We start from the raw sequence: 25,872 nt of genomic DNA, 5'->3' as shown, positions 1-25,872 counted from the left end.
GCCAAACGCAACGCCGCCGCAAAGCGCATCATCACAAAATAGGGCGTGTAGCTATCGCGCCGCGGTCCTCACCGGATGGATACCGATGGTGCTGGTTGCCGCCGGGCTGAGTGCGAGCCTGAGCAGTGTTTTGGCGCCTCTGGGTTCGCTCCATTGGCCAATGACCGCATTTTCGATGATTGCGGTGGCGGCTAGTTGGCTCATTGTTCTGCGCAAACATCGGCACACGAGTCATTGCCACTCCCGGGCCGCAGTTAAATGGCTCAAGAACCGTCAGATAATTTTGCTCCTGGTTGCAACCGTGATGAGCTTCATCGCGGCCGCCTGGGGCTATTTCGAGCCAACTCTCATGAAAGCATTTATGTAATCCGAGGTTCTGAGAGAACGACACTCGGATTGGCTCCTTTTACTGCGATAGCGAAACTTTGCGGGGATCTATAAAGCGCGACCGGACAATGAGGGTTCAGACGATCTTCTGCGCGCAACGTCCTACAGACAAATGCGCCTTGGCAATGTTCGAGGGTAAGCATTTTCGGAATCGAGCGAAAAAAAGCGGTCTTAATTGCGACAGGTTCAAAAAAGCTCCCCAATCCCGAAGGACTCCAATTCGATTGTCATCCCGATGTGGTTCTGATGATAGCCTCCCCGGTTCGTTCAAATGATTGGGAATGCGGATAGCGCGCAATAGCCCGCACATGGCTCCGCGGTGGCCAAGGCAATCCAACCTATCCCTGCGGTGATTTCCCGCCGAGCTCGTGCAGTCGCTCGACAGCATCTTCAGAGCAATTTCCGCATTTCAGATTGGTAGGCACGGCCACGTCGATTTTTTCAAGGTAGGGCAGGTCCAGCACGGCCCTGATCTGCTGAAATTCGAAAAAGTGAGACATCGCCATTCAAGCGGGGGTTGCGTTTGCCTGCCTGTATGATCGTCGAGACGCGCCCCCCTGCACAATCAAGCGCAGGATAGACCAGCGTGTCTTCCGGTAGGCCAAACAGCTTTCGCGCACGGCCCTGAAGGGATCGCGGGTTGGCCATTTTCGAGGTTTTCCAGCTTTTTAGCCCTGCGCGTTTGTCCATGCGCCCATGGAGCCCAGATAGACGTCGAGGTGTTTGAAGCCTTGGCTTGCGAGCCAGCCCGCTGCTACGCTCGCCCTCATGCCGCTGGCGCACATCAAAGTGTAATGACGGTCGCGATCGAGCTCTTTCCAGCGGGTGTTGAGCTCGCCGACATAGACATGTTCGGATTCATCGATGCTGCCTTGCTGCCGTTCGTCAAGGGCGCGCACGTCGAGCAAGGTCCAATCTTCGCTGTCCTCAGCGAGCCTGCGTGCGACTTCCTCGGTGTCGATCATGGCAATACTTTGCATCGCTTTGCCCTGTGCGGCGGCTGGGATCACGCCGACATAGCCGCCGACAATATTATCGAGACCAATGCGCACCAAATGCGCCATAGCTTGAGCGAGCTCGTCTTCTTCGGAAGCGATTAGGGCTATCGTGTCGCCTTCGCTGATGAACCACCCGGCAAAGGCGGGTATCATTCCCACTGGAAGGCACACGGCACCCTGCATATGACCGGCGGCATAGGCGAGCGGCTCGCGTACATCGACCAGATGATCGGCGCCGCTCTCGCCGAGGTCTTCCAGCCCCAGAAGCCTTGGCCGCATGACTCGCGGCGCGGCATTGGCGCCTTCGAGATTGAGCCGCTCCATTAGCCGAAAATAAGGTGGCTGGTAATGATGCTCTTCTACCTTCGCCTTGATGAACTCGTCGCGGTCAGCAATGCGCAGCCGCGGGTTGTTGCGCCGCTCATGGCCGATTGTCGAGAATTCCCGGTCTGCCATTCCGGACCCGCAAACCGATCCGGCACCGTGCGCCGGGTATATGATTGTCTGGTCACCCAGAGCGCAAATCTTTTGCAATGAATCGTACAGGAGGCCCGCGACCTCCCGCGCGCGCTCGGGATAGAAATCGGTTCGGCCGACGTCGCCCACGAAGAGCGCATCGCCGGTGAACACGCCGACCGGTCCTTCGGGATAATCGTCGTCGTGAAAGACGAAGGCGAGATGATCGTCGGTGTGACCGGGGGTTTCGAGCACTTCGACCCTGATCTTACCGATCTCGAAAACGTCGCCCTCTCGCGCGGTGTCGGCGAACACAACCTCATCCGCAGGGTTTGGACCGTGCAGAACGCGGGCACCGGTCATTTTGGCCAGTACCGGCGATCCCGTGATGAGATCCTCATTCCTGTGCGTTTCGAAGATATGCGTGATCTCCAGCCCTTCGGCGCGGGCTCGCTCGAGATATATCTCGCAGTCGCGGCGCGGATCGATGACCGCTGCCTTGCCCTGCGAACCGATCAGATAGGAAAGGTGCGAAAGGCCGGGGGTCTTTATCTTCTCAAGCAGCATATCTTACCTCGTTGTTGGAATGTTTCCGCAAGTCCGCATCGATCTAGTCGATCCCGAGTTCGGCCTTGAGCGCCGAGACGTTCTCGAAGCGGTCTTCTTCTGGCCGGGCGATAGCGGGTTTAGCGTTGACCCAGGTGTTCTCGCAGACGAATTCGAGCATCGCTGCCGCGAGGTCGGCGTGCCTGCAGCGAAAGCAATCTTGGGCAAGGCGCTCGTCGGTAATGACGGCTTCACCCGTATAGGGTTCGTCGAGGAGCCAGCCCGGTCGCGCAGCCGTCCATTTCAGGCCTTTCGCGCGCTCCAGAAGATCTTCCATGGCGCGCATCTGTTCGAGAATATTGTGCAAGGCTGGTCTTGCTGTGAGCTCGAACCATGCAGGAACGCTGGGCTGCGGCTCTACGAACGCCGCCGATATCACGACGATCCGGGAAATGCCGGTCGCCGACATCGCTTCCACAAGCCTGCGGGTTCCCTCCGTGTAAAGCGGAGGCGGATCGATCGCCGTGGATGGGCTAAATCCTATACCGAGTGCGGAAATAACAGCACGGCAACCTTCGAGCTCGCTGCTGAAGTCGTCATTGAGTACATCGCATTGGAAGTACTCGACGTTATCGACCCGGTCCGATGGTTCGGGCAAGGTGTGCTCGAACGCTCGAACCGCGATGCCCTTGCGAACCGCATGGCGCAGTATTTCCGTACCGGTCTTTCCTCCGGCACCGAAGACCGCAATGGGTGCTGCATCGGTCACAGGCTCAGCTGCCACTGTCGTACCTCATTATGAATCTGGCCGCGCGTGCCGGGCCGAACATGATCATAGAGCGGGCACCGACGCACGCTGGCGCCCGCTCGCTCGTGTTCACGCCTCGCTGTTGCCGCAGGTCGTGTACCCCCAGAACCCGAACTCGTCCTTCATCCGAGGTCCGGCGACGATGAGTTCCTGCATCTGCAGGCCCGCGTCTCCTTCGTCATCGAGAAGGCGCGTGCGGATACGAAGCTCACCATTCGCATACTCACCCGAGGCGCTTGCTGTGACAGGGATCAGCTTGCCGTTGATCTTGATCGCGCCGCCACCGCTGTTGTCGTAGACGAACGACGGAAACGCGACCTCAGTCAGGCGAAACTGACACGTGTTCTCGGCTCCCAGCGTGGCGAGGTCCGCGTCGCTCATGGTCTCGGGCAGCATGAGGCCCGGGCTGAGGTTGGCAAGAGCGCTCGCAGCACTCTCTATCGGCGCCGCAGTTGCCGGGGGATCGAGCTGTGCTTCGCGATCATTGCCGACCGCGGTATTGGTGTTGCAGGCCGCCAGAGGGAGGGCTGCAAGCGTCAGGATTGCGATCTTGTTCATTGCTGCATCTCCTCGGGCAGGCGTTCTTCGGTGCGCGGACCGTTTTCCTCGATGTCCTGGATGAGATATTTCATCTCGGCGATCTCGCGCCGCTGCGCGACGATGATGGCCTGCGCGAGTTCGCGAACCCGCGGATCCTTCAGGCTCGCCCTCTCGCTAGTCATGATCGCGATCGAGTGGTGCGGGATCATCGCGGCCATGTATTCGGTATCGTCCACCGTGGTCTGGCTGCGTACGAGCCATAGCGCGAGCGCGAAGACGACGGCTCCGACACCCAAGATGATGAAGTTCTTGGTCCGGTCCTTGTACATGCCCCACATGAAGAGAAGCATGACCACCATCATCATCGCGCCCATGACGAACATCATCCAGAAGCGCGTCTCGCTCCAGAAAACGTCGTCCATGTCGAAGCTGTTGGCATACATCAGGAAGAACATGATCACGGTCGAGGTCGATACCATTGCCATGAACCGCCAGTAGTTGCCGCCCCCTCCACCTTTTTCGTGTGCATCGTGCCTAGCTTCAGCCATATCAATTCTCCTTTTCGCTCATGGTTTGATAGACATATTGGGCGGTGCAACTGATCATCAGGAACCCGGTAAGGGCGGCGATGCCGGAAATGGCGCGCATGTGCCCGGCGGGCAGAATATCGCCGAGACCGACCGTCGAGATCGTGATCAGCGCGAAGTAGTAATAATCCATCCAGCTGTTGATGACGTCCTTCTCGAGCCCGCCAAGGCCCCAGACGGAAGCGAGATACATTCCGCCCGCGAATATGCCGGCGATGACCAGATGGCTGAGAAGAACGAGGCTGGAGCCTGCAAGCAGCCGGAAATGGCGTGGGTCCTTGCCTGGCGGAGAAACGGCTTTCGCCCCGCGCAGCATCAACATGTGGAAGTAGAGAGAGATCGCGAACAGCGCGAAACCGAGAAGCAGTGCCCAAATCATAGCGAGACCCAACCCAGGGCCTTGGCACCCATCCAAAGACCCATACCGATCATGAACAGGTTCTCGGTCAACGATACGAAGCCGAGCGGCACGTTGCTGCTTCCGCCGACGCAAGCGCATTTCAACTCGCGCTTGTCGATGTAGACCGCCTTGAACACGCTGACCGCGCCGACCGTCCCTATGAACAGCGATACCGGAACCGAGACGATCGGAAGCGCGTGCGCGACCATTAATATTCCAGCCAAACCCTCACCGAACGGATATAGAAATCCATATCCTACCCAGCGTCGCGCCAGCAGATCGTAGTTGAGGAACATGGTCGAGAAGCTGCGCACGTCCTGCAACTTCTGGATCGCGAGCAAGGCCATCGATAGGCTGACAAACCATTCGACCGCTTCCACCGTGAAAATCGTGTCGAAAACGTACCAGCTAATTGCCAGACCCAGGAGGAAAGCGACGCCGAAAATGGCAATGACGGGCTGGTAGCTGGTCTCGTCATCACCGGCTTGCGTTCTTTTCTTGCCGACATGCTCACGGACATCGTCGTAACCTCCGATGCGCTTCCCGCCGATGAAGGTTTGGGGGGTGGTTTCTACCCCATGCTGCTCTTTGAACGCATCGGTCTCCTCGCGCGTTTTCAAATGGTGGTCGTCCACCTCGAAACCTTCGCGTTTGAGCAAATCGACCGTTTTCAATCCATACGGACAAACGTGGTCCGGCATGACCATTCGGTAAACGGTGGCAGTTTTAGTCGTCACGATATGCTCCGTCTTGAATTTCTTTTGATCCGCGAACTTGGCGCCTCGATCCTCGTCGGCTTTTGGTCGCTGCCTTTGCGCTCGTGTTCTACTAACGGGGTCACCGCCTCTCTTCCGCCGGTCTTTCTGAAGCGGAGTCCATCGCTTGCGAACGCCTGGACAAATAGAACCATTCGGCGATGAAAACGGCGGCAATGCCTGCGACCGCATAGGCGACGACCGCAGGGTCGGTTTTGAGCTTGGCGAAGGCAAAAGCTGTCAGGACTACGCTGTCCGCCACGAGTGCCGACCATAGCACCCAGGCACGCGCACCGATCTCTTCCCGCAAACCGCGCAGCACGCCCCAATGCACAAGCATGTCCATTACGAGATAGAAAAATGCTCCGAGCGAAGCGATCCGCGACAGATCGAACAGGACCGCGAGCGTGCCGGCAATCACTACGGTATAGACCAGCATGTGACTGCGGATCGGTCCGCTCATGCCGAAATGGCTATGCGGGATCATCTTCATCTCGGTCAGCATCGTCAGCATTCGCGAAACGGCGAAAACACTGGCGATGACACCCGAGGTCGTGGCTGCGATCGCGATTGCGACTGTGAAATAGAAGCCAAGCTCTCCGAGCGCGGGGCGCGCAGCTGCCGCAAGAGAGTAATCGCGCGCCTCGGCTATTTCTGAAGTGCTGAGGCTGGCGCCGACCGCCACCGCGACGAGAAGGTAGACGACCACGCATACTGCGATCGAAATGATAATGGTTCTGCCGACATTCCGATGCGGATCGATGATTTCGCCGCCGCTGTTGGTGATGGTGGTGAAACCCTTGAAAGCGAGGATCGAGAAAGCGACCGAAGCGAGCAACGCGTCGAGGCCCGAAAGCGCGACCGGCTCTGCGAAGGCACCGCCTGAAAATCCGGTGGCCCAGATCGCCGCAATTGCGAACAGGGCGATGCCGCCGATCTTGATTGCCGACATAATGAGCGAAAACCCGCTGACCGATTTGTTGCCGGCAGCATTCACGAAATAGGCGAAAACGATGAGGGCCAGTGCCGCGACGGAGACCAGAATGCCGCTGCTTTCGAGCCCAAAGGGCCGCAAGGCATAGGTCGCGAAGGTCCGAGCGACCAGGCTTTCGTTGATGACCATCGACAGCGCCATCAGGAGCGATGCCGATGCTGCAACGACGCCCGGTCCGTAAGCCTTCTGAAGGATCATCGCGATGCCGCCAGAGGAGGGCCAGCGGTTCGACATCTTGATGTAGCTGTAGGCGGCAAGCGAGGTAACCAGCGCGCCGACTATGAAAGAAAGCGGAAATAACGGTCCAGCCAGTTCGGCAATCTGGCCGGTCAGTGCGAAGATACCTGCGCCAATCATGACGCCGGTCCCCATCGCGACACCGCCCAGCAACGTTATCGAGCCCGCATTCTCGCTATGTTGATCGTCGCCATCTGTCTGCAAGTCTTTCCCCTGTCTATGTCATCCCGTCCGAGAAGCATCACGACAAGCAGTACGTTGGGCAGAGGTTCACCCCTTAAAAAGATCCAGCATTTCTGACCGAGCTTTTGACTATCGCATTTCTCCTATTTCGTGCGTGCTGCAATCATACAAATTGGAAGGGTCCGGGACTGTGGGGGCAGCCAGCCCGGACCCGGCGAGAAGTTCGACAGGCTTCTGTGTCGCTTCCCGCAATTAGTCCTCATCGCCTGCAACCTTTCATGCCGACGCATGGAGTGGCTTCACCCCCTTACGGAAAGGACGCGAAGACGCTCTGTCCGGTTGGGCCAAAGGCGATGACGTCGTAAGGCTGGATCCGGTTTCCGGCCTCCATGCCGGGCGATCCCAGAGGCATTCCCGGAACCGCGAGGCCGGCAACGCCGGCGGGCCGTTCGCGCAAAAGCTTGGCGACGGCTTCTGCAGGCACGTGACCTTCGATGATGTATCCATCGACCTCCATCGTATGGCATGACCATAACTCATGGGGTACGCCCCGCGCGGTCTTGATCGCCGCCATGTCGTTGCTGTCGACCGATGCCACCTTCGTGTTCATCCCGTCTTCGACATGGCCTGCCCAGTTGAGACAGCACCCACATCCTGGATCCCGGAACATCGTATAGGTCGCTGCCTGAGCCACGTTCGAACAGGCTGCCAGCACGAGCAAGGCCGCGCCGCTAATCGATCGCCGGAGCAGCGAAGGCTTTTTCAAATTCATTGTGCAATTCCTTTCTTGTATCCGCGCCATAGCGAGATCGTCCCGGTTGCCGTCGGGAACCGTTGGAGCAGGCATGGCTCGGTGAAGATTTCGGCGAACAGTTTTTCGACTTCGCCGTCGGCGCTGGGCTGCGTGTCGCTTATGCCGTCAAGAGACTGGACGGTCGCCCGGAAGAGGCTCCGCATGAGTGGGCTATCCTGCTTCATATAATCGGAGATCAACACGGTTCCGCCTGGCACGAGCAAGCTTTCGATGGTTTCCAGGATTGTCTGCTTCTTGCGCAAGGGGACCTGGTGCAGGACGAGGCTGCTGACGATCTTGTTCGGCTGCCACCCTGCGGGTAGCTCGAGGCTTTCGAGAAAGCCATTGTGCCATTTCACGAGATCGGCTCCCGCGCCAAACTTGCGCCGCGCAAGCGCGAGCGCATCCGGGTCGGGTTCGACACCGATCAGACCCGCTTCCGGACAATCCGTCATCAAGGCCTTGAGAAGAGTGCCGGTTCCGCTGCCAACATCGATCACCCGGTCGCCGGGGACAAGGTGCAGCTCTTCGACAATCCTTTGTCGCCAGAGATGTTCGCGGGTGAACAGACCGATCGCCCGGTCGTAAAGGGGCGTCAGAAAGCTCTTGCCAAGAAGAGGCGTAAATTCGCCGTGATCTTCAGGTGCGGTGATATTGTTCACGAGCTGGTTCCCATTCATCCCGGCTTCGACCCGATTCTGACAGACCCGTCTCGATTACGTATGGTGGTGGACATTCCCTCAAAAAAAGAAGTTTAAGGGATTGTGCAGGCGAGCGCGTATAGGACACGTGCAACCCACAGGAGTTTTTCGGATGCGTGACAATCACTCTCTTGATGCGGTGCTCGGAACCCTTTCCGCCACCGGCACCAGCGAGGTCCCCGCCGACTTCATGGATGGCGTTTGGCAGCGCGCCGGACAGCTTGGCGAAATCGCCGACCGACGCCGCCGGACGGCTCTGTTCGTCGGTCTGTTCGTCGTCGGGCTTGGAGCTGGCGCCGGAACGAGCGGTTGGCCCGGCGGCTATGGCACGTCTTCCGCGTCATTTGGCGAGAGTCTTATCCTCGGCGAACAGCTGTCCCCATCGGCGCTCCTCCATGTGGAGCAATAGGGTTTGAAGACGACGCATATCGTTCTCGCGGTGCTTCTCGCAGCACTTGCAGGATGCCTCGGCGCGATTGCCGCGGACCGCTGGGCCAATCACGAGGCTGGCTCCGGCCTCCACGATTTCGTGCACGACGAACTCACCCTGACGGCCGACCAGGAGCAGCGTCTCGATGCGCTCGAGGCTCGTTTCGCTGTCGAAAGGGCACGGCTCGAAGGATCGGCGCGCGCAGCCAATGCCCGGCTCGCCCAGGCGATGGAAAATGAGCACGAGTACGGTCCCGAGGTTTCGGCCGCGATCGACGAGGTGCATGCGCGTATGGGCGATCTGCAGAAAGCAACGGTACGGCATGTCTTCGACATGCGTGAAATTCTCGAACCCGAGCAGCAACGCCAGTTCGACCGCAAGGTCTCCGACGCCTTGACCCGCGACCCTCGCGACTGAAGCGCCATGTCGGGGGCGGGCGACAATCCGGATGAGGCCCTTGTTTCGCAGGCGAGGGCTGGAAACAAGCGGGCTTTCAGCCAACTCGTCGAGCATGAAACTGGTCGGCTTCTCGCGCTCGGGACACGCATGCTTTCCTCTCCTTCTCAGGCCGAGGACGTTGTTCAGGACAGCCTCGCTTCGGTGTGGCTGACGCGCCATCGGCTTGATCCGGACAAGCCGATCGGACCCTATCTGACAACCGTCGTCCTCAACCGCTGCCGGGACCGTTTGCGCAGGCGCAAGGTCGCGGGCTTTTTCGGACTGTCGGGTGATGACGAACTCCATTCCATCGCCGACGATTTGCCTGGTCCTGAAGCGTTGGCCGTTTCCAGGGAAGAGCTCAATCTCGTTCAGGCCGAGATCGCGCGAATGCCTGTAAGGCTGCGCGAAGCGCTTGTGCTCGTGACCATCGAGGGGCGTAGCCAGGCCGAGGCGGCCGATCTTCTCGGAACGACCGAAAAGGCCATCGAAACCCGCGTATATCGCGCGCGCAACAGGCTGAAGGAGCGCTTCGAAAAACTTTGAGGGGTTGGCTGGGCGCGCGCGTAAGTAACGGTAAACGCCAAGTCAGGAGCCCTTTATGATCGCCGTCAATCGACGCAAGTTTCTCGGAGCCGGAGCAGGAGGAATGGGTCTGCTCGGCCTTGCCGGGGCGATGCCTGCCTGGGCGCGGGGCGCGGACATCCTCGCAGGTAACGCCCGCAAGGGGCTGGACGAGATATCCGGCCCCAATATCGACCTCACCGTTGCCCGATCGGCCTTCGCGACCGGCAACAGGCGCGGCGGCGCGATCGCCGTCAATGGCACGATCCCCGGTCCGCTGTTGCGATTGCAGGAAGGCACGACCGTCCGGCTCAATGTCCATAACCAGCTCGAGGAAGATACCTCGATCCACTGGCACGGTCTGCTCGTGCCGTTTCAGCTCGATGGAGTGCCTGGCGTGAGCTTTCCCGGCGTCAAACCGGGAGAGACCTTCACCGCCGAATTTCCGGTTCGCCAGTCGGGTACCTACTGGTGGCACTCGCATAGCGGCCTGCAGGAACAGGCCGGGCATTACGGCGCGATCGTGGTCGACCCCGCCGGACCCGATCCGGTCCAGGCCGACCGCGAATATATCGTGGTGCTGAGCGAATTCAGCGAAATGTCGCCCCACACGATTTTCGACAAGCTCAAGAAGGGCGAAGGCTACTTCAACTACAACCAGAACACCTGGACCGACGATTACCCGCTTTCGGGCGAGGATCGCCGGATGTGGGCGAAAATGCGCATGATGCCGACGGACATCCTCGACGTGTCGAGCGCGGCTTATACCTATCTTCTGAACGGCCATGGCCCGCTCGACAATCTGGAATACCTCTTCCGCCCGGGCGAACGCGTGCGGCTGCGCTTCATCAATGCCGGCGCCATGACCTTCTTCAATATTCGCATTCCCGGCCTGCCGATGACCATCGTTCAGGCGGACGGGCAGAACGTCGAGCCGGTGGAGGTCGAGGAGTTCCAGATCGGTGTGGCCGAGACATACGACGTCGTCGTGACGCCGGGCGCGCAACAAGCCTACACGCTGGTCGCGGAGTCGATGGACCGCTCGGGCATGGGTATTGCCACACTCGCGAGCGCACCCGGCGCTCGCGCCGCCATTCCGCCGCTGCGCGATCCGCCGCTTCTGACCATGGCCGACATGGGCATGAGCGGCATGGACCACGGCTCGTCTGGCGATGCCGGCATGTCGGGCATGGACCACGGAAGTGGCGGCGACATGGCGGGGATGGATCATGGTTCGTCCGGCCAATCCGAGATGGCAGGCATGGCCGGCATGTCGGGGATGCAGATGCGCGACACGTCGCTTCTGCCGCCCGATGTGAAGGTCGGGCCCGGTCTCGACATGGTCTCGATGAACCCGGTCGACCGCATGGGCGATCCCGGCATCGGTCTCGCCGATGTGCCGCATCGTACGCTCGACTATCGCAAGCTGCGCGCTCTGACTCCACACCGCGAGGGCCGCACGCCGTCCCGGCGAATGGAAATTCATCTGACCGGCAATATGGAGCGCTACATGTGGTCGTTCGACGGCAAGAAGTTCTCCGCCGTCTCAGACGAGCCGATCCGTTTCGCCTATAACGAGCGCGTGCGCGTGAAGCTCGTCAACGACACGATGATGGCGCACCCCATTCACTTGCACGGTCATTTCTTCGAGCTGGTCAATGGCGCGCCGGCCGATCGTCAACCGCTCAAGCACACGGTAATCCTGCAGCCGGGTGGCAGCGCGCAGTTCGACCTGACGGCGGACGAGCCGGGCGACTGGGCCTTCCACTGTCACCTTCTCTACCACATGCATGCCGGGATGTTTCAGATCGTCACGGTCGCCAATCCCGACGGGAGCGAAGCATGAAAATTCGTATTGTCAGCCTGCTCGCATCGGTCGCAGCCGGCTCAGTTCTCGCCTCCCCGGCGGCGGCGCAGCATGCCGGTCATTCGCCGACGGAACCGCAGCAGAGTGTCGAGGCGCAGGCCGACGCCAAGACAAAGTGCGAACAAGAAGCCGAGCGCCATCGCGCAATGGGGCATCCGGTTGCAGATGGAGCATGCGAACCGGCTGCCCAGCCTGAAGCCGCCATGGACCGCTCCGAGATGGATCATTCAACCATGGATCATGGTTCGATGACCGCTCGGGACGGTCATTCTGGCATGACAATGCCGATGGACGCTGCCCGTCCACAGGCATCGCCCGAAAGTCATGACGGAATGGATCACGGCTCGATGCCGCAGGGCAAGCCCGCCGAAGGTGCGATGGATCATTCGCAGATGAACCACGGCGAGATGGGGCAGGCGAACGCAGACAGGTCGTCGATGGACCATGGGCAGATGGATCACAGCCAGATGAACCATGGGCAGACGCCTTCGCAGGACATGCAGGGCATGGACCATTCGGCGATGCAGATGGGCGCGGACGATGATATCCCGCTGCTGCCGCCTCCCCCCGAAGCCGGGAGCGGCCCAGCGCGCGCGGCGGTCGCCATCTGGGGCGAGGAAGCCATGAACGAAGCGCGCCGCGAGCTTGTCCGCGAGACTGACGGAGGAATGCGCTTCTGGTTTCAGGGCGACCGGCTCGAATACCGCGCCCGCGAGGGGAAGGATGGATATCTGTGGGACATCCAGGGATATTATGGCGGCGACATCGACAAATTCTGGTTCAAGTCCGAGGGTGAGGGCAGCTTTGGCGAACCCATAGAAGGCGCCGAGGTCCAGGCGCTCTGGAGCCGCGCCATTGCGCCCTTCTTCGATTTCCAGGCGGGTGTTCGCCAGGACCTCACCGGTCCGGAGCGCACGCACGCGGTTATCGGCATACAGGGTCTCATGCCGTACCGTTTCGAGGTCGATGCTGCGGCCTTCGTGTCCACCAAGGGCGATGTGACCGCGCGGATCGAGGGCGAACTCGACCAGCGCATCACGCAGCGGTTGATCCTCCAGCCCAGAGCCGAACTCGCGCTTTCTGCGCAGGACATTCCCGAGCTGGGCATCGGTGCCGGGCTCGATCGGATCGAGGCGGGCCTGCGTCTTCGCTACGAGTTCGCGCGCGAATTCGCACCCTATGTCGGCGTTTCGCAAGAATGGCGCATCGGCGACAGCGCGGATTTTGCGCGGGCCGCCGGAGAGGATCCGAGCGTCACCAATTATGTCGTCGGTGTGCGATTCTGGTTCTGAAATCTCAAAAAGGATAAAACTTCCATGACCAAGACTTTGACGCGCATCGCGGCGACTGCGTTTGTTGCCGCGCTGATACCGCTGCCAGCCTTCGCGCAGCAGATGGACCACTCTTCTCATGCGAACCATCAGATGCACGCGATGGACGCCTCGGCGGAGGATGTCGCGGGCGCTGAAGAAACCCTCAAGGCCTATCGCACCGCTCTTGAAGCGCGCGACGCGCAGGCAATGCGCGCGCTCTTCGCCGAGGACTCGGCGATCTTCGAGAATGGCAAGGCGGAAGGAAGCTTTGCCAATTTCATGGAGCACCATTTGGGCCCCGAGCTCGACGCGATTGTGAGCTTCACCTTTACCGACCCCACGCTGACCGTCACCCGGATGGGGCACATGGCCCATGCCTATGAGACGTATGGCTATCGCATCGAACTTAGCGATGGCCGGGTGATCGAGCGCGACGGCGTGGCGACATCGGTGCTTGCTCACGATGCGGACGGGTGGAGAATCGTCCAGTACCATTCCTCGTCGCGCGCGCTGCGCAACTGATTACGGCTTTCGAAGAGGTAGCACCGGTTGGCAACGCCGTCGCTGAAGCTGCGCCTGCATGTGCTCGGCAGCAAGATCCACAAATGGCTGGCGATTTTCGTCGGTGTCCAGGTTCTCTTGTGGATGGGAACCGGCGCCCTCATGTCGTTTCTCAACCTGGAAGAAGTTCGCTCCGAACATGTCGTTTCGCGTGAACGAGAGGCGCTGCCTGCCGATGCCCCGCTCCCGGCCTGGGTCGCAAACGACGGTACTCTTGCGGCGGTGTCGACGCGTTCGCTCGACGGCGATGCCGTGACCGAGGTCCGAAAGGTCGACGGTAGCGTGAGCCTTCACGATCCGGTGACAGGGCGCAAACTCTCCCCCATCTCGGCGGCGACGGCAAGATCCATCGCCTTGCGCGCATGGACCGGACCGCGCACGACGATCGAAGGCGCGCGGCTCGTTCACGAACCGGTGGGGACCGAGTTTCGCGGCCCTTTTCCGGCCTGGCAGGTCACCTATGCTGACGAGGCTTCGACGCGCCTCTACATCGATGCCGCCAGCGGCACGCTCGGGGCGGCGCGTAGTGATACATGGCGCCTGTTCGATTTCATCTGGGGCCTGCACATCATGGACTGGACCGAGCGTGATCGCATCAACAGTTGGTGGCTTCTGCTGTTCGGCATTGGCGGCACGATCATAGCCCTGTCGGGTTTCGTCCTGCTGGCGAACCGGATGCCGAGGCTGCGCCGCCGCGCAAAGAAGAGCAAGCTCGCCTGAGCCCATGGGGCTCATGTGCGTGGGCGAACGCCTTACCCCCGTTCGCCAGGCCCAACGGGCCAGGAGCCGAATGCGTTCGACGATCGCGATCGTGCCGGCATCGGACCTGATCCCGCAGACGCTCTTCTGTCGCGCCAATACCATCAAATTAATGTGAGGGGCACGCGGCTGCCGTGCGTATCAGGCACATAGGTCGCACTTTAACTGCAGGTTCGGAAGACATACGAGACATGAAAGCCCCCTCATTTCTGGCGCTGCTCGCCGCAAGCCTGCTCTTCGTCGGACCCGTTCAGGCTCATGGCGACGAAAAGCACGGCGAAGAGGCGAGCGCCGCGCCTGCTGCCACCAATGGCGATGTGCACGACCAGGCGGCCATGGCGCAGATGGGCGAGACTGCGGATGCTGGCGAGTCCTCCGGCGCGCACGATGAAGCGGGCGGAGGTCATGACGAGGCCGGTGGCCATGCGAATGAGGGCGAAGCCGGCGTCATGGCCGTACTGAAGAAGCTGCATCCGGCAACGATCCATTTCCCGATCGCCTTGTTTCTCATGGCTGCGGCCACCGAATTGTTCGTGATGCGCCGGAAAGGAGCGGGCCTGGAAAGTGCGGTACGCGTGCTTGTCTACGGCGGAGCCATCGGCGCGGGGGTCGCAGTCCTGTTCGGATGGATTCACACCGGCCTGTGGTTCGGCGGCGACACCGTCATGCAGGTGCATCGATGGAACGGTATGCTGATCGCCGTTCTCGGTATTGCGATGGCCTATCTCGCGAGCAGGCCGAGCCAGAGCCGCGCATGGTTGCGCGCGTCGATATTCTCCATGGCGGCGCTCGTTCTCATCCAGGGCTTCCTTGGCGGCGAGCTCGCGCATGGGCCGAACCACCTCGGTATTTCCTGGCTCTGAAGGAGTTGAAGAGCATGCGTACTTCCAGATTGAATGCAGCGATCGGGTTTCTCGCGATCGCGCCCTTGATGTCCGCTCTTGCTGCTTGCGACGAGGCGCAGGAGAGCACACCGATCACCGAGGTTTCGCCTATGGGCGAAGCTGCAGTGGTGGCTGGCACGGCTCCCGGGTCGGGTCTTGCCGATCCGGCAGCCTCTCCTTCCGAAGATGAGGCAGCGACCGCTCGGGAGGACGCTCTTTCGACAAATGGGGCCGCCACGCCCGCCTCACGGCACGCTGCCTCTCCCGCATCACGCGCAACTGCCACACCCGCAGCGCCAGCAGCGCGCACGCAACCCGCGAGCGAAGCGACCCAACCCGCCGATCCCCATGCGGGCCATGACATGTCCTCGATGGCCGATCACGACATGGAAGGTATGTGATCGGACGCGTTTCCCGGTAACTCGGCAATTCAGGAGATATCCTCGGCAAGAAATCGCAACGAACAACGCAAGATCAGGAAAGGACGGCCCCGCCTCCCCCCGAAGCCCTGCGGGTCGCAGGTGCCCCCAAAGGGGTCGTTCAGGAACCCCGCGTGAAGACCAACCCGCGCGGGGTTCCGTTTGCCCGGCTTCGCTGTCGCCGTGCCAGGCGCATCCCGGTAGGGCTTTGTGCTATGTGAGCAGCGTGCAGACGATCGCCTCGTTGGCTATGAAAGGAACCGCATATGTCGGAAACGGGAAAAGCCGGGGCGCTGTCGCGCTGGGAAGACGAAGGCGGGGCATTGCCCTGCGGGCCGCAGGAAGCGCTCGCTGCCGATTGCGAGAAATGGGATATTCCGCCACTTTCCGATGCCGAGATCATCCAATTGCGCATCAGGGTGATCGCCCTTGAGAACATGGTGCTCGGCCTTCTGTCGAAGGCCAGCGCCGATCAGCTTGCAGCAATCGAAGAAATCGCGGAATTCATATCCCCGCGTGCCGATGCGAAGCCGCATCCGCTTACCCTGCATGCCGCCACCCAGATGGAGCACTTCGTCGAGCGCGCCCGGCGGCTTCGCGAGCAACCCACCGCTGATTGAGCGACGCATGACCGGGCCACGAATGCTGGCCTTCCTCGCCGCGGCCCGACCGATGATCCGAAAAGAGTGCGATGGACCTTGATACGCTTCTCATCCGCTATTTTGGCACTGCCGATCCTGGAGCGACTGGCGCAGAAACCTTGGCCTCGGGGATCGAGCGATGCCAGGTCGATCTCGGTCTGGAGCAGGACCGGGGAAAACGCTTTGCCCTGTGGGCCATGCTCTACCTGCTCGGGTCTGCCCCCGACCTCGACGTGGCCTTCGAGAACGAGGAAGACCGGGAAGCAGCCCGCAACTTCATGGATCTCCTGGCGGCATCGGAAGGCAATGAGGTAAGCTGATTGCAGCAGGGTCCTGGCACCTTCAGACCCGCACCCGATACCCATCCGGCTTTCTTCGCGAACAGTCCTGAACCAGGTCAGCTGAGGAGCCGCAACCCGTTCCTTTCCGGCCGTGTTGGCGGCTTCGCCGCCTGCCCGCACCACTCGTCATGAACAGGTTTCCCTTCGGCCCTTCAGGCCTGCGGTGCAGTCCTCCCATGCCCTGCTTCTTCTGGATGTTCGCAAGCCGGAGATGGTCTCCGGTTTGAGGAACTGAAGGAATTTCATCATGACCAATATCGCAATCCTCACCGGCCGCATCGCCCGCGATCCCGACACCCGCGAGACCAAGGGCGGCACCAGCGTCACCGGGATCACCGTCGTCACCGATCGTCCTGCACGCGACAAGGACGGCAAGACCTACAAGGACGAGAACGGCTACACCGCCAAGGACAGCGAATTCCACCGTGTGACCTGCTTCAACGGCCTCGCCAAGACCGTCGGTCAGTACTGCTCGAAAGGCCAGCTGGTCTCGGTCCAGGGCCGCATCCACTACACGCAGTGGGAAGACCAGGACGGTGTGACGCGGTATGGCTCGGAGATCCTTGCCGACAAGGTCGATTTCCTCTCGCGGGCCAATGGCGGCGACAACCAGGACGCCCCTCCGATCGACTGATCCGGCGCCATCGAACCAGCCAAAGGAGGCTCTGCCGGAAACGGCAGGGCCTCTTTCGCTGTTCACACGTCCTTTCGCTCGGTCTTTTCTCCGGGGAATAGCCAGGCGCTGCCCGGAGGGCCCGACCCATTATGGCAGCGATCATCTGAAACGGTCGTTTGAGGTGGACTGGATTGGCCTGGCTTACCGCATTTCCAGCATGATGGTCCCGCGCCGCCCGCATCAAGGACGGCAGGGGCCCCACCATTTTGTCCGCCGCCGGATTGCATCCGGCACCGGACAAAACCGTTTCCCCCTGCGCCGCTTCGCGGTCGCCCTGTCAGGCGATCCTGTGACCCGGTCTGCCCGGGCCCATCGGCCAACCTCCTGTCGTCTCGCGACAGATTTCAGGAGGATTATCATGACCTATTTCACGAAATGCACACTGCCTTCGCGCAATTATTTCGAGGCTCTGGAAACAGCTGAGCAACGGGCCTTGCACAGCTTCTTCGACCAGCATGTTATCGAGGATGACGAACTCGGATATCGCGCGGTCGACGAAGGCGACTACAATGCGCTGCCCCCGCATCTTGCGATCCGGGTCGTTCATACCGTCCATGGCGGAATGCTCGACGAATTCTGAGGCATTCTGCAGGGCAGGGACCGGCAGCGGTTCCTGCCCTTTTTTCGTGTCTCTTATGGGCTGAGCTACAGGTTCAAGTTTCGATCCAGCAGCAATCGGCGGTTCTCCAAACATCGGCTTGGCCAACTGGCGATCGGGATAAATGGAGCGGGGCTGGGGACGCACTCTGTCCCGCGCATCTGGCGATACGCTCCTGAGGGTGCGGCATTACGTGTTTTTGGGGCCCCGCATGCACTTGCGAACCGGCAGCGGGTCGGGCGAGCGGGAAGCTACGGCCGCGACAGGTCCCGCTTGCCTTGCTTCCCACAGGCCCTTGGCCACTGCCTCTCTCGCAGGTGCGGTTCATTGCTCTGAGCCTTCGGCATTGCAGCCGAAAGCCTGCCGGGCAGCGCGATAGCGTCGGGTTCTGCGCGGATGCCGCCCCTCCTCGATCCTGCCGAGCTCAGATCGGTAGGGGCGACAAATCCGAACGCGGCATCGTGTCGCTCCCCCCATTGCCAGGGCATGCGCCATCACCCTCCGCAATCAGCGGCAGTTAGCCGCAGCCACCCAAGCCTCCTGGAGCTAACCCCATGCCCGCCGTTCCCGATCCGGTCCGTCCCCGCTACCTGCGCACCCCGGATGCCGCGGTGCATCTGGGGCTTTCGCCGCGCACGCTCGAAAAGCACCGATGCTATGGAACAGGGCCGGTCTACCACAAGCTCGGCGGCCGCATCGTTTACCGGCCCGAAGATCTCGACGCCTGGGCCGAGCAGGGCTTGCGCCGTTCCACCAGCGATCCGGGCAAGGGCGTCGTTCATCCTGCCAAGCGGATCGACGGCTACACCGGTCCGGTCCGGCGCTGAAGCGGTACCATGCGCTCCTTGAAGACATCGGACGGCGGGGCCGGACAGCTCGACCTGTTCGTCGGCGCGGGCAGCGACATCGCCGCGCGCGATGCGCAGGATCTGATGGCCTGGCCTTTCTTCAGCCTCGCCAAGACGAAGCGCGTGAAGCCGATCGACTTTCGTATGGGCGAGGTCGCCATTCTGGTCGAAGCGACCGCCGAACATGGCATGGCCACCATCTGGGACGCCGATGTACTGATCTGGGTAGCGAGCCAGATCGTCGAGGCGCGCGATGCCGGCAAAGCCACCTCGCGCCTTATCGCGGCGACGCCCCATGAAATCCTTACCTTCACCCGGCGCGGAACCGGAAAGGCTGGCTACGAGCGCCTGAAGGCGGCGCTCGACCGCTTGCAGTCGACCAGCATTGCCACCTCCATCCGGCAGGCCGGGGCGCGACGCCGCCGACGATTTTCCTGGATCAACGAATGGCGCGAACGGCTCGACGACAACGGGCGCGCGCTCGGCATCGAAATGATCGTGCCGGACTGGCTCTACGAGGGCGTGCTCGATCGTGCGCTCGTCCTGACCATCGACCCGGCCTATTTCGCGCTTACCGGCGGTCTTGAGCGCTGGCTCTATCGCATCGTACGCAAGCATGGCGGGAAGCAGAAGGGCGGGTGGAGTTTCGACATTTCGCACCTGCATTTGAAGTCCGGCGCGCTCTCGCCATTGAAGCGTTTCGCTTTCGAAGTGCGGGCCATCGTTCGCCGCCAGTCGCTCCCCGGCTACAATCTCGCTCTTGAGCACCAGTTCGGCCGCGAGCGGCTCCTGTTCGTTGCAGCGCCTGTCGATCCCTTCGCGTCCGCGCGGCGCCGTATCGGGCTGCCCCCTGTGGAAAAGGGTGCGTGATGTTCGGACTATCGGGAACCATGACGTTCGGACTATCGGGAACCGGGAGCCTGCGCGACTCGCCGAAAACGCGGCGCCTGCGAAGCCCTTAACAATGCTAACAAGGAATCTTTCAGATTCCTGCTAACACAGCCACGCCTGTGCAAAAGCGCAGCGCGCGCTTCGCTTCCGCCTCCGGAACCGGTCGAGGCAGGTTCCGGTGATCCGCCACTTACGCATGTCACGCTGGTGTGGCGCGGCGGCGTGCAGGAAGACTGGCTTCGGTTCGGCAAGCCCGTTGCAGAGCGCATCCTCGATCGCCGGACGCGTATCGAAAGCTATGCTCCGGGACAGGTCTTTGCCTTGGTTCGGTGGGCTTCGAACGACTACGGGACCGTTGGCTCCACACTCACGATCGCCCAAGCCGCCGGTTTCGGCGAGCCGTTCACCACTCTGCCGCAGGTCGATCCTGGCGGGCAAATCCTGCTCTCGGTGCGAAGCTGGCCAAAGGTTCGCCAGGTCTTTGCGCTGATCGATGCGATTGAGGACGTTGGCATCGATCCCTGCGATGTAGCTCCCGACCACTGGCATCATGTCCACAACAGGCTGGCAGGGGGCATGCAAGTACGTTTCTATTCCCCTGCGCGCCATCGCGACTGGCTGCGGCGGCGAAAGCTGCAATCATGAGGCGGCGCACCGCCTTTCTGGCAGGCATGGTCGCGGCAGCGACACTGGCCAGCATCGCAATCCCGTTCTCGCGACTTTTGGTCTGGAACGTGACGGCCAGCGTGCCGGTTGGACTGTACTCAATCGGCGGAAAGACCGGTCTCCAGAGGGGCGACCGCGTCGCGATCGATCCTGCTTTCAGGCTGCAGAAATACCTCGCCTCGCGCGGCTATCTTCCTGCGGGCGTTCCGCTCATCAAGGAGGTTGCGGCGCTTGGCGGGGATACGGTCTGCCGGCGCGACCTGCTCATCGAGATCAATGGGACACCTGCGGGCTCGGCGCGTCGGCGCGACAGCCTTGGACGCGAACTGCCCGTCTGGAAAGGATGCCGGACTATCGCTGCGGATGAACTGTTCGTGATGAACAGGCGCGCCCCCGGCAGCTTTGACGGGCGTTATTTCGGCCCGGTCGCACGCGCCGATGTCATCGGGCGCGCGCGGCCCGTCTGGACCAACGAAGCGGGCGACGGGGACTATGTCCTGCTCGCCTCGCCCGCCGACTTTCCCATTCCCAACGTAAATGATGGAGACGCACAATGACCTGTATCGGCACTTTTGCAGCCACACCCGACGGCTTTGAAGGGCGGCTGCAAACCCTGACCATCGACGCACCGCTGACCCTGGTGGCCGCCGACCCCGGCGACACCGAGAACGCCCCGGACTATCGCATCATGGCAGGCGAAGGCGAGGAAACCTACGAGGTGGGTGCAGGCTGGAAACATGTCGGCGACAAGGCAGGCGATTTCGTCACGCTCGTCATCGACGATCCGGTATTGCCGCGGCCCCTGCGCGCCAATCTGTTCAGTTCTGACGACCAGAGCCATGTCCTGATATGGTCGCGCGGCGCGCGCCGCCCGGCAAAGGACTGATTCCGTGCTCCGCCCGCATCTTCTGCCGGGGATCCTGGCCGCCATGCTGGCGGCGAGTCCCGGGCAGGCTTTTGCACAATCGGAGCAGTTTGTCCGACCTTCCCCGCGCGTCGAGATTGCGACGCATGTCAGCGAAGCATCGCAGCAATTCGGCATTCCCGAGCACTGGATCTACGCGGTGATCCGCGCCGAAAGTGCGGGCCGGGTGCGGGCGGTTTCCAGAGCAGGAGCGATGGGTCTCATGCAGCTCATGCCCGGAACCTGGTCGCGGCAGCGCGCCCGGTTCTCCCTCGGGCAAGACCCGTTCGACCCGCGCGACAACATTCTGGCCGGCACGTCTTACCTGCGCGAAATGTACGATCGCTACGGCGCGCAAGGCTTCCTCGCTGCATACAATGCGGGTCCGGGACGCTACGAAGACTGGCTTGCCGGACGGCGTTCGCTGCCACTCGAAACACGCCGCTATGTCGCCCGGATTGCGCCGCTGTTGCAGTCCGAGGGCATTTTTGCGGCGGCGCCTCTTCAAGCCGGGGATGTTCCGCCCGGCGTCTTGCAGCCTTCCGGCGCGGCGCGACAAGAGTTGGACGAGGTGGCTGCGCCCGGCCCCGTAGCGAACCCTTTTGCGCGCCCGGAACAGCCCGCGCATGATCTTTTCGCGCCCGTCTCGACGGCTCCTTCTAAATGAGAGCGGTCCTCGCACCTTCGCCCAGGCATGCGTTCCCAAGCGAAAGCGGGCGTAGGAGCGGAGACCTAGGCATCAATGGAAGGGAGGGATGGCGAGATAAAAGCAGCGCCGTCGGCCGGGCTGCAGGTGGTTGATTTTGCGGGAGAATATGCGCCGTCTCTGCTGTACGCCTGCAGGCGCTTGGATCGGAATCCTTAGGCTTTTCAATGCTGAAAGCGCCGTCTACCGGTTTTCCTGTCTGTGGCTGACGACGAATTCGATATCAGGCCGGGTCGGTCAAGAGACAGCGATGCGCGCGCCTATCGCAAGGCCGGTACGCTGGTCGGGCGCGTGCTGCAGGCCTCGCGCCGGTCAGGCTATACGCCGCTCGGGCGAGGCCGGGCAGGCGGCGGAACCGGGCATCTGGGACGCGGCAAACGTGCTGCGTTCCGAGGCCGCCCCCATGCTTTCCAGCGGCGGGTCATCATCAAGGCGCGCGTCGTTCGCCATGGCGGCAGCCGGTTCCGCTCGGCACCGCTCGCCCGCCACATCGCCTATCTCGAACGCGACGGCGTCACCCGTGACGGATCGGATGCCCAGATGTTCGATGCCTTATCGGATGAGGTCGATGGCGATGCCTTCGCCGCGCGCTGCGAAGACGACCGGCATCACTTCCGCTTCATCGTGTCGCCGGAAGACGCAAGCGAGATGGCTGACCTGCGCGCTTTCACGCGCGAACTCCTTGAGGATATGGCGAGCGATCTCGACACCAAGCCCGACTGGGTGGCGGTCGATCACTGGAATACCGACAACCCGCATGTCCATGTCCTGGTCCGCGGCGTTGCCTCGGACGGCAGGGACCTGGTGATCGATCGCTCTTATATCAGCGAAGGTATGCGGGCCCGCGCCCAGGAGCGCGTCACCGTCGAGCTCGGCCCGCGCAGCGAGCGCAATATTCAGCAAGCGCTCCGCCGCGAGGTCGATGCCGAGCGCTGGACCTCGCTCGACCGCCGCTTGCAAAATCAGCGCGACGATCTTGGCGTGGTCGATTTGTCCCCCGAGGACGATGCGACACGCCGCAGCAACCGCGCATTCCTTATTGGCCGCGCACAAATGCTCGAACGCATGGGATTGGCCGAGCGAGTCGGGTCGGCGCGCTGGACCTTGACCGCAGACCTCGAACCGACATTGCGCGCGCTGGGCGAGCGCGGCGACATCATCAAGACCTTGCACAAGGCGATGCGTGGACGCGGCGCACAAGGCGCCCTTGCATCCTTCGCGCTGCATGGAGAAGACGAGAACCGCCGGGTCATCGGAAGGTTGGTCGAGCGCGGTCTTCATGATGAGCTGACAGGCGAGGCTTATGCGATCGTCGAAGGAGTGGACGGGCGTGCGCATTATCTGCGTTTTCCCGATCTGGACCAGACAAGCGATGCAGCACCCGGCGCCATCGTCGAGACAGGCGAATGGACCGACCGCAACGGGCGACGGCGCAGCAGCCTGCTGGTGCGTTCGGACCTGCCGCTCGAGCGGCAGATTGACGCGCGCGGGGCGACCTGGCTCGACCGGCAGCTGCTGTCGGCACGAGCCGCGTCGCTGGGAGGCGGCTTCGGCAATGAAGTCCGGAAGGCTCTTGACGAGCGCCGTGAATGGCTCGTCGATCAAAGTCTTGCGAAGCGACATGGTAGGAGCGTGACCTTGGTGCGCAACCTGCTCGGAACGCTCCGCAAGCAGGAACTGGACGCGGCAGGTAAAGCGCTGGCTGCGCGTCATGGTCGTCTGGCAAATCCGGTGACGGAAGGTGATCACATTTCCGGCATCTACCGCGAGCGCATTTCGCTGGCGTCGGGTCGCTTCGCCATGATCGATGACGGAGTGGGTTTCCAGCTCGTGCCCTGGAGGCAAGACCTCGAGCGGCATCTTGGAAAAGAAGTCGCTGGCAAGGTCCATGTGCGAGGCGGTGTCGACTGGAACTTTGCGCGTTCGCGCGGTCCGGCGGTTTGAGGAGCACCGGCATCATAACGGAAATCTTGACAAACGCACCATATGATGCTTATAAACGCATCAGGAGATGCGATATGGTAAGTGCAGCGATTCAGCATGCCGAAGCTCCCCCGGGGCTTCAGACCTTTGCAAGCGACGGTGATCGCAGCCGCCTCACCAGCGCTGCGGTAAAGGCCGTGCTGCGCCTCATTGGGGCCTGGGGTGCGAGCAACGCTGAGGGCGCTGCGCTGCTCGGCGTGTCCGAAAGCACCTGGGACCGGATGAAAGCCGGAACCTGGGAAGGCTCGCTCGGTCAGGACCAGCTGACCCGCGCGTCGGCGCTGATCGGTCTGTTCAAGGGACTGCATCTGCTGTTCGCCAACGACATGGCCGATCGCTGGCCAAAGCTCGAAAACAGGGCCCCGTTGTTTGATCGCCGCTCGCCCATCGGGGCGATGATCGAAGGCGGCATTCCGCGCATGCTGGAGACCAGACAATATATCGACGCGCTTCGTGGCGGGCTCTGAGGAGGCAGGCGAGCCGCCGCAGATCCGCGAAGCGTTCGAGCGGACTGTCCGGCTCGTTTCCAGCGCGCGCTTGCGCGAAGCGGTCATGGCTCCACTTGCCGACAGTGATGCCGAGCTTGCGCTGCTCGCTGAAATCGAGGGGGCGACGAGTTCGCGCCTGATCGCCGAAGAGCGCGGGTTTGGCGGGCTGACAGCCGACGAGCTGGTTCATGGCGTGCCGCATGCCAGGTTCATTAATGCGAGCTTTGCTTACGCCAAACCGCGCGAGCCCAATCGCTTCAACCCCGCGAACCGCGGCGCATGGTATGCCGCGCTCGATGTCGAGACCTGTATTGCCGAGGTCGGCCATCACCTGACACAGGCGCTCGCCGATGCCGGCGATTTCGATGCCGTTGTCGAATATGGCGAGATGATCGCCAGCATGGCGGGCGTCTTTATCGATCTGCGCGAGCAGACCGGACACCCGGCCCTCGATCCGGACAAGACGAAAGGCTATCCTGTCGGCAATGCTCTAGCGGCGGAGGCACGCGCCGCCGGTCATAACGGCATTATCTATCCCTCTGTGCGCCATGCGGATGGGACTTGCATCGCGGCCCTGTGGCCCAACGTCGTGCAATCGGTCGCGCAAGGGGCGATGTACCGCCTGACCTGGTCCGGCAACCCGGACTATAGTCGGGAAGCAATCTAGCCGTACGCCGCTTTTGCTACGCCAACCTGCGATCACGCAGCTTCCGACTTGAATATGTAATGCAAAGCCGCCGTGCTGTCCTTCACGAAAGGAGCCAGCCTTGTCGGCAACCCGGATATTGTGGGGTCAGATACTCGTCGTCTTCACCCTAACGCTCGCAGGTGTGTGGGCGGGCACCCAGTGGACGGCGCACGCGCTTGGCTATCAGGCGCAGCTGGGCGCGCCCTGGTTCAGTATCTCCGGAGCGCTTGTCTATCCGCCTTATGCCATCTTTTGGTGGTGGTTCAGCTACGAAGCCTATGCGCCGCGCATCTTCGAGACCGGCGGAATGATTGCCGCATCGGGCGGTCTCGTGTCGGTGGCGGTCGCGATCGGCATGTCGGTCTGGCGCGCCCGAGAGATCAGGAACAGCGCGACCTATGGCTCGGCGCGCTGGGCGACCCGTTCCGAAATTTCACGCGCGGGCCTTCTGGCAGGCAAGGGCGTCATTATCGGCCAGCATGCCAATCTCTATCTTCGTCACGACGGCCCCGAACATGTGCTCTGCTTCGCGCCGACCCGCAGCGGCAAAGGGGTCGGCCTTGTCGTGCCAACGCTCCTGACCTGGCCGCATTCGGCGATCGTGCACGATATCAAAGGCGAGAACTGGGAGCTGACAGCTGGTTTCCGTACCCGGTTCAGCCGCACGCTTCTGTTCGATCCGACCAATGAGGCATCGGCGGCCTATAACCCTCTGATGGAAGTGCGACGCGGCATCAACGAGTGTCCGTCGTCAGAACATTTGGCACACCTAGCTGCGTAAATTAGCGGAGCTTGGGCCTCGTCTGGGAATTGATGTTTAGG

General features: G+C 61.7%; 32 protein-coding genes and 1 pseudogene. 23 read left to right on the top strand and 10 right to left on the bottom strand.

All coding sequences use genetic code 11. The features are described 5' to 3' along the window. Positions 1-367: hypothetical protein (locus K4G67_RS13850; protein ID WP_239806928.1), on the top strand; the 367-nt coding region annotated here is incomplete at its 5' end. A 358-nt stretch (positions 368-725) separates the two neighbouring features. Here the strand turns inward: K4G67_RS13850 and K4G67_RS13845 are convergent. The 10 genes from K4G67_RS13845 to K4G67_RS13800 all read right to left on the bottom strand — a co-directional run bounded on the left by K4G67_RS13845 (position 726) and on the right by K4G67_RS13800 (position 8,364). Beyond that, on the bottom strand, positions 726-893 hold the full coding sequence (locus K4G67_RS13845; RefSeq protein WP_182849628.1) for a hypothetical protein: 168 nt from the start codon (positions 891-893) through the stop codon (positions 726-728). A 162-nt stretch (positions 894-1,055) separates the two neighbouring features. Beyond that, complete coding sequence (locus K4G67_RS13840) at positions 1,056-2,408, bottom strand: MBL fold metallo-hydrolase (protein ID WP_156842685.1); 1,353 nt, start codon at positions 2,406-2,408, stop codon at positions 1,056-1,058. A 43-nt stretch (positions 2,409-2,451) separates the two neighbouring features. Then, positions 2,452-3,156: an NAD(P)-dependent oxidoreductase gene (locus K4G67_RS13835; RefSeq protein WP_239806927.1), complete on the bottom strand. Its 705-nt coding sequence runs from the start codon at positions 3,154-3,156 to the stop codon at positions 2,452-2,454. Positions 3,157-3,264: 108 nt separating this feature from the next. Continuing rightward, positions 3,265-3,753, bottom strand: a complete 489-nt coding sequence (locus K4G67_RS13830; RefSeq protein ID WP_009823998.1) for a DUF6692 family protein — start codon at positions 3,751-3,753, stop codon at positions 3,265-3,267. Beyond that, positions 3,750-4,214, bottom strand: coding sequence for a DUF305 domain-containing protein (locus tag K4G67_RS13825; protein WP_008603933.1), 465 nt, complete (start codon positions 4,212-4,214; stop codon positions 3,750-3,752). The genes K4G67_RS13830 and K4G67_RS13825 overlap by 4 nt, the downstream gene beginning before the upstream one ends. A 70-nt stretch (positions 4,215-4,284) precedes the next feature. Continuing rightward, positions 4,285-4,701, bottom strand: a complete 417-nt coding sequence (locus K4G67_RS13820) for a potassium channel family protein (protein WP_008603934.1) — start codon at positions 4,699-4,701, stop codon at positions 4,285-4,287. Then, positions 4,698-5,429: a glutaredoxin family protein gene (locus tag K4G67_RS13815; protein WP_156842710.1), complete on the bottom strand. Its 732-nt coding sequence runs from the start codon at positions 5,427-5,429 to the stop codon at positions 4,698-4,700. The genes K4G67_RS13820 and K4G67_RS13815 overlap by 4 nt, the downstream gene beginning before the upstream one ends. A 130-nt stretch (positions 5,430-5,559) precedes the next feature. After that, a complete protein-coding gene (locus tag K4G67_RS13810; RefSeq protein ID WP_009823996.1) occupies positions 5,560-6,912 on the bottom strand; it encodes an APC family permease in 1,353 nt (450 codons plus the stop codon). Positions 6,913-7,198: 286 nt separating this feature from the next. Beyond that, positions 7,199-7,663 carry a DUF411 domain-containing protein gene (locus K4G67_RS13805; protein ID WP_156842686.1) on the bottom strand — a complete coding sequence of 155 codons (465 nt, stop codon included), beginning with the start codon at positions 7,661-7,663 and terminating at the stop codon, positions 7,199-7,201. Beyond that, on the bottom strand, positions 7,660-8,364 hold the full coding sequence (locus K4G67_RS13800; RefSeq protein WP_160661434.1) for a class I SAM-dependent methyltransferase: 705 nt from the start codon (positions 8,362-8,364) through the stop codon (positions 7,660-7,662). The genes K4G67_RS13805 and K4G67_RS13800 overlap by 4 nt, the downstream gene beginning before the upstream one ends. Positions 8,365-8,497: 133 nt before the next feature. Between K4G67_RS13800 and K4G67_RS13795 the strand changes: the two genes are divergently transcribed. From K4G67_RS13795 to K4G67_RS13690, 22 genes and pseudogenes are all read left to right on the top strand, one after another. Then, on the top strand, positions 8,498-8,794 hold the full coding sequence (locus tag K4G67_RS13795) for a hypothetical protein (protein WP_009823994.1): 297 nt from the start codon (positions 8,498-8,500) through the stop codon (positions 8,792-8,794). Between the two features lie 3 nt (positions 8,795-8,797). Further along, entirely contained in the window at positions 8,798-9,232 is a 435-nt protein-coding gene (locus K4G67_RS13790) for a Spy/CpxP family protein refolding chaperone (RefSeq protein ID WP_008603940.1), read from the top strand. Between the two features lie 6 nt (positions 9,233-9,238). Continuing rightward, on the top strand, positions 9,239-9,799 hold the full coding sequence (locus tag K4G67_RS13785; RefSeq protein ID WP_151884812.1) for an RNA polymerase sigma factor: 561 nt from the start codon (positions 9,239-9,241) through the stop codon (positions 9,797-9,799). A 55-nt stretch (positions 9,800-9,854) separates the two neighbouring features. Then, complete coding sequence (locus K4G67_RS13780; protein ID WP_239806926.1) at positions 9,855-11,663, top strand: copper resistance system multicopper oxidase; 1,809 nt, start codon at positions 9,855-9,857, stop codon at positions 11,661-11,663. Then, complete coding sequence (locus K4G67_RS13775; RefSeq protein WP_160661431.1) at positions 11,660-12,976, top strand: copper resistance protein B; 1,317 nt, start codon at positions 11,660-11,662, stop codon at positions 12,974-12,976. The genes K4G67_RS13780 and K4G67_RS13775 overlap by 4 nt, the downstream gene beginning before the upstream one ends. 24 nt (positions 12,977-13,000) lie before the next feature. After that, positions 13,001-13,519, top strand: a complete 519-nt coding sequence (locus tag K4G67_RS13770; protein ID WP_239806925.1) for a YybH family protein — start codon at positions 13,001-13,003, stop codon at positions 13,517-13,519. Positions 13,520-13,546: 27 nt separating this feature from the next. Then, positions 13,547-14,278 carry a PepSY domain-containing protein gene (locus K4G67_RS13765; RefSeq protein ID WP_239806924.1) on the top strand — a complete coding sequence of 244 codons (732 nt, stop codon included), beginning with the start codon at positions 13,547-13,549 and terminating at the stop codon, positions 14,276-14,278. Between the two features lie 230 nt (positions 14,279-14,508). Further along, positions 14,509-15,180, top strand: a complete 672-nt coding sequence (locus K4G67_RS13760) for a DUF2231 domain-containing protein (RefSeq protein ID WP_151884815.1) — start codon at positions 14,509-14,511, stop codon at positions 15,178-15,180. Between the two features lie 706 nt (positions 15,181-15,886). Then, positions 15,887-16,240: a hypothetical protein gene (locus K4G67_RS13755; RefSeq protein WP_010240464.1), complete on the top strand. Its 354-nt coding sequence runs from the start codon at positions 15,887-15,889 to the stop codon at positions 16,238-16,240. Positions 16,241-16,311: 71 nt separating this feature from the next. Continuing rightward, a complete protein-coding gene (locus tag K4G67_RS13750) occupies positions 16,312-16,581 on the top strand; it encodes a hypothetical protein (protein WP_067674521.1) in 270 nt (89 codons plus the stop codon). 268 nt (positions 16,582-16,849) lie between these two features. Next, positions 16,850-17,236 (top strand): single-stranded DNA-binding protein, encoded by a 387-nt coding sequence (locus K4G67_RS13745; protein WP_054522840.1) that lies wholly within the window; start codon positions 16,850-16,852, stop codon positions 17,234-17,236. 400 nt (positions 17,237-17,636) lie between these two features. Further along, the gene (locus tag K4G67_RS13740) at positions 17,637-17,858 is read left to right on the top strand and encodes a hypothetical protein (protein WP_010240235.1); all 222 of its coding nucleotides are present in this window, start codon (positions 17,637-17,639) and stop codon (positions 17,856-17,858) included. A gap of 572 nt (positions 17,859-18,430) precedes the next feature. After that, the gene (locus K4G67_RS13735; protein ID WP_010240237.1) at positions 18,431-18,703 is read left to right on the top strand and encodes a helix-turn-helix transcriptional regulator; all 273 of its coding nucleotides are present in this window, start codon (positions 18,431-18,433) and stop codon (positions 18,701-18,703) included. Between the two features lie 9 nt (positions 18,704-18,712). Further along, positions 18,713-19,594: a replication initiator protein A gene (locus tag K4G67_RS13730; RefSeq protein ID WP_054527881.1), complete on the top strand. Its 882-nt coding sequence runs from the start codon at positions 18,713-18,715 to the stop codon at positions 19,592-19,594. A 120-nt stretch (positions 19,595-19,714) separates the two neighbouring features. Beyond that, positions 19,715-20,260 carry a DUF2840 domain-containing protein gene (locus K4G67_RS13725; RefSeq protein ID WP_338026441.1) on the top strand — a complete coding sequence of 182 codons (546 nt, stop codon included), beginning with the start codon at positions 19,715-19,717 and terminating at the stop codon, positions 20,258-20,260. Further along, positions 20,257-20,838 carry a S26 family signal peptidase gene (locus K4G67_RS13720; protein WP_054522839.1) on the top strand — a complete coding sequence of 194 codons (582 nt, stop codon included), beginning with the start codon at positions 20,257-20,259 and terminating at the stop codon, positions 20,836-20,838. Before K4G67_RS13725 ends, K4G67_RS13720 begins: the two co-directional genes overlap by 4 nt. After that, a complete protein-coding gene (locus tag K4G67_RS13715) occupies positions 20,835-21,167 on the top strand; it encodes a DUF736 domain-containing protein (RefSeq protein WP_010236492.1) in 333 nt (110 codons plus the stop codon). The genes K4G67_RS13720 and K4G67_RS13715 overlap by 4 nt, the downstream gene beginning before the upstream one ends. Before the next feature lie 4 nt (positions 21,168-21,171). Then, positions 21,172-21,852: a lytic transglycosylase domain-containing protein gene (locus K4G67_RS13710; RefSeq protein ID WP_408636657.1), complete on the top strand. Its 681-nt coding sequence runs from the start codon at positions 21,172-21,174 to the stop codon at positions 21,850-21,852. Positions 21,853-22,086: 234 nt separating this feature from the next. Further along, entirely contained in the window at positions 22,087-23,835 is a 1,749-nt protein-coding gene (locus tag K4G67_RS13705) for a relaxase/mobilization nuclease domain-containing protein (RefSeq protein WP_067696315.1), read from the top strand. A 74-nt stretch (positions 23,836-23,909) separates the two neighbouring features. Beyond that, the gene (locus K4G67_RS13700; protein WP_047822813.1) at positions 23,910-24,341 is read left to right on the top strand and encodes an antitoxin Xre-like helix-turn-helix domain-containing protein; all 432 of its coding nucleotides are present in this window, start codon (positions 23,910-23,912) and stop codon (positions 24,339-24,341) included. Beyond that, positions 24,328-25,029: an RES family NAD+ phosphorylase gene (locus K4G67_RS13695; protein WP_239806922.1), complete on the top strand. Its 702-nt coding sequence runs from the start codon at positions 24,328-24,330 to the stop codon at positions 25,027-25,029. Before K4G67_RS13700 ends, K4G67_RS13695 begins: the two co-directional genes overlap by 14 nt. A 100-nt stretch (positions 25,030-25,129) precedes the next feature. Then, a pseudogene (locus K4G67_RS13690) lies at positions 25,130-25,816 on the top strand (type IV secretory system conjugative DNA transfer family protein); the annotation flags it as partial. Positions 25,817-25,872: the final 56 nt, after the last annotated feature.

Origin of the sequence: Croceicoccus hydrothermalis, assembly GCF_022378335.1 — a bacterium.
Classification (GTDB): domain Bacteria; phylum Pseudomonadota; class Alphaproteobacteria; order Sphingomonadales; family Sphingomonadaceae; genus Croceicoccus; species Croceicoccus hydrothermalis.
This window is presented reverse-complemented; position numbering and strand designations above follow the sequence as displayed.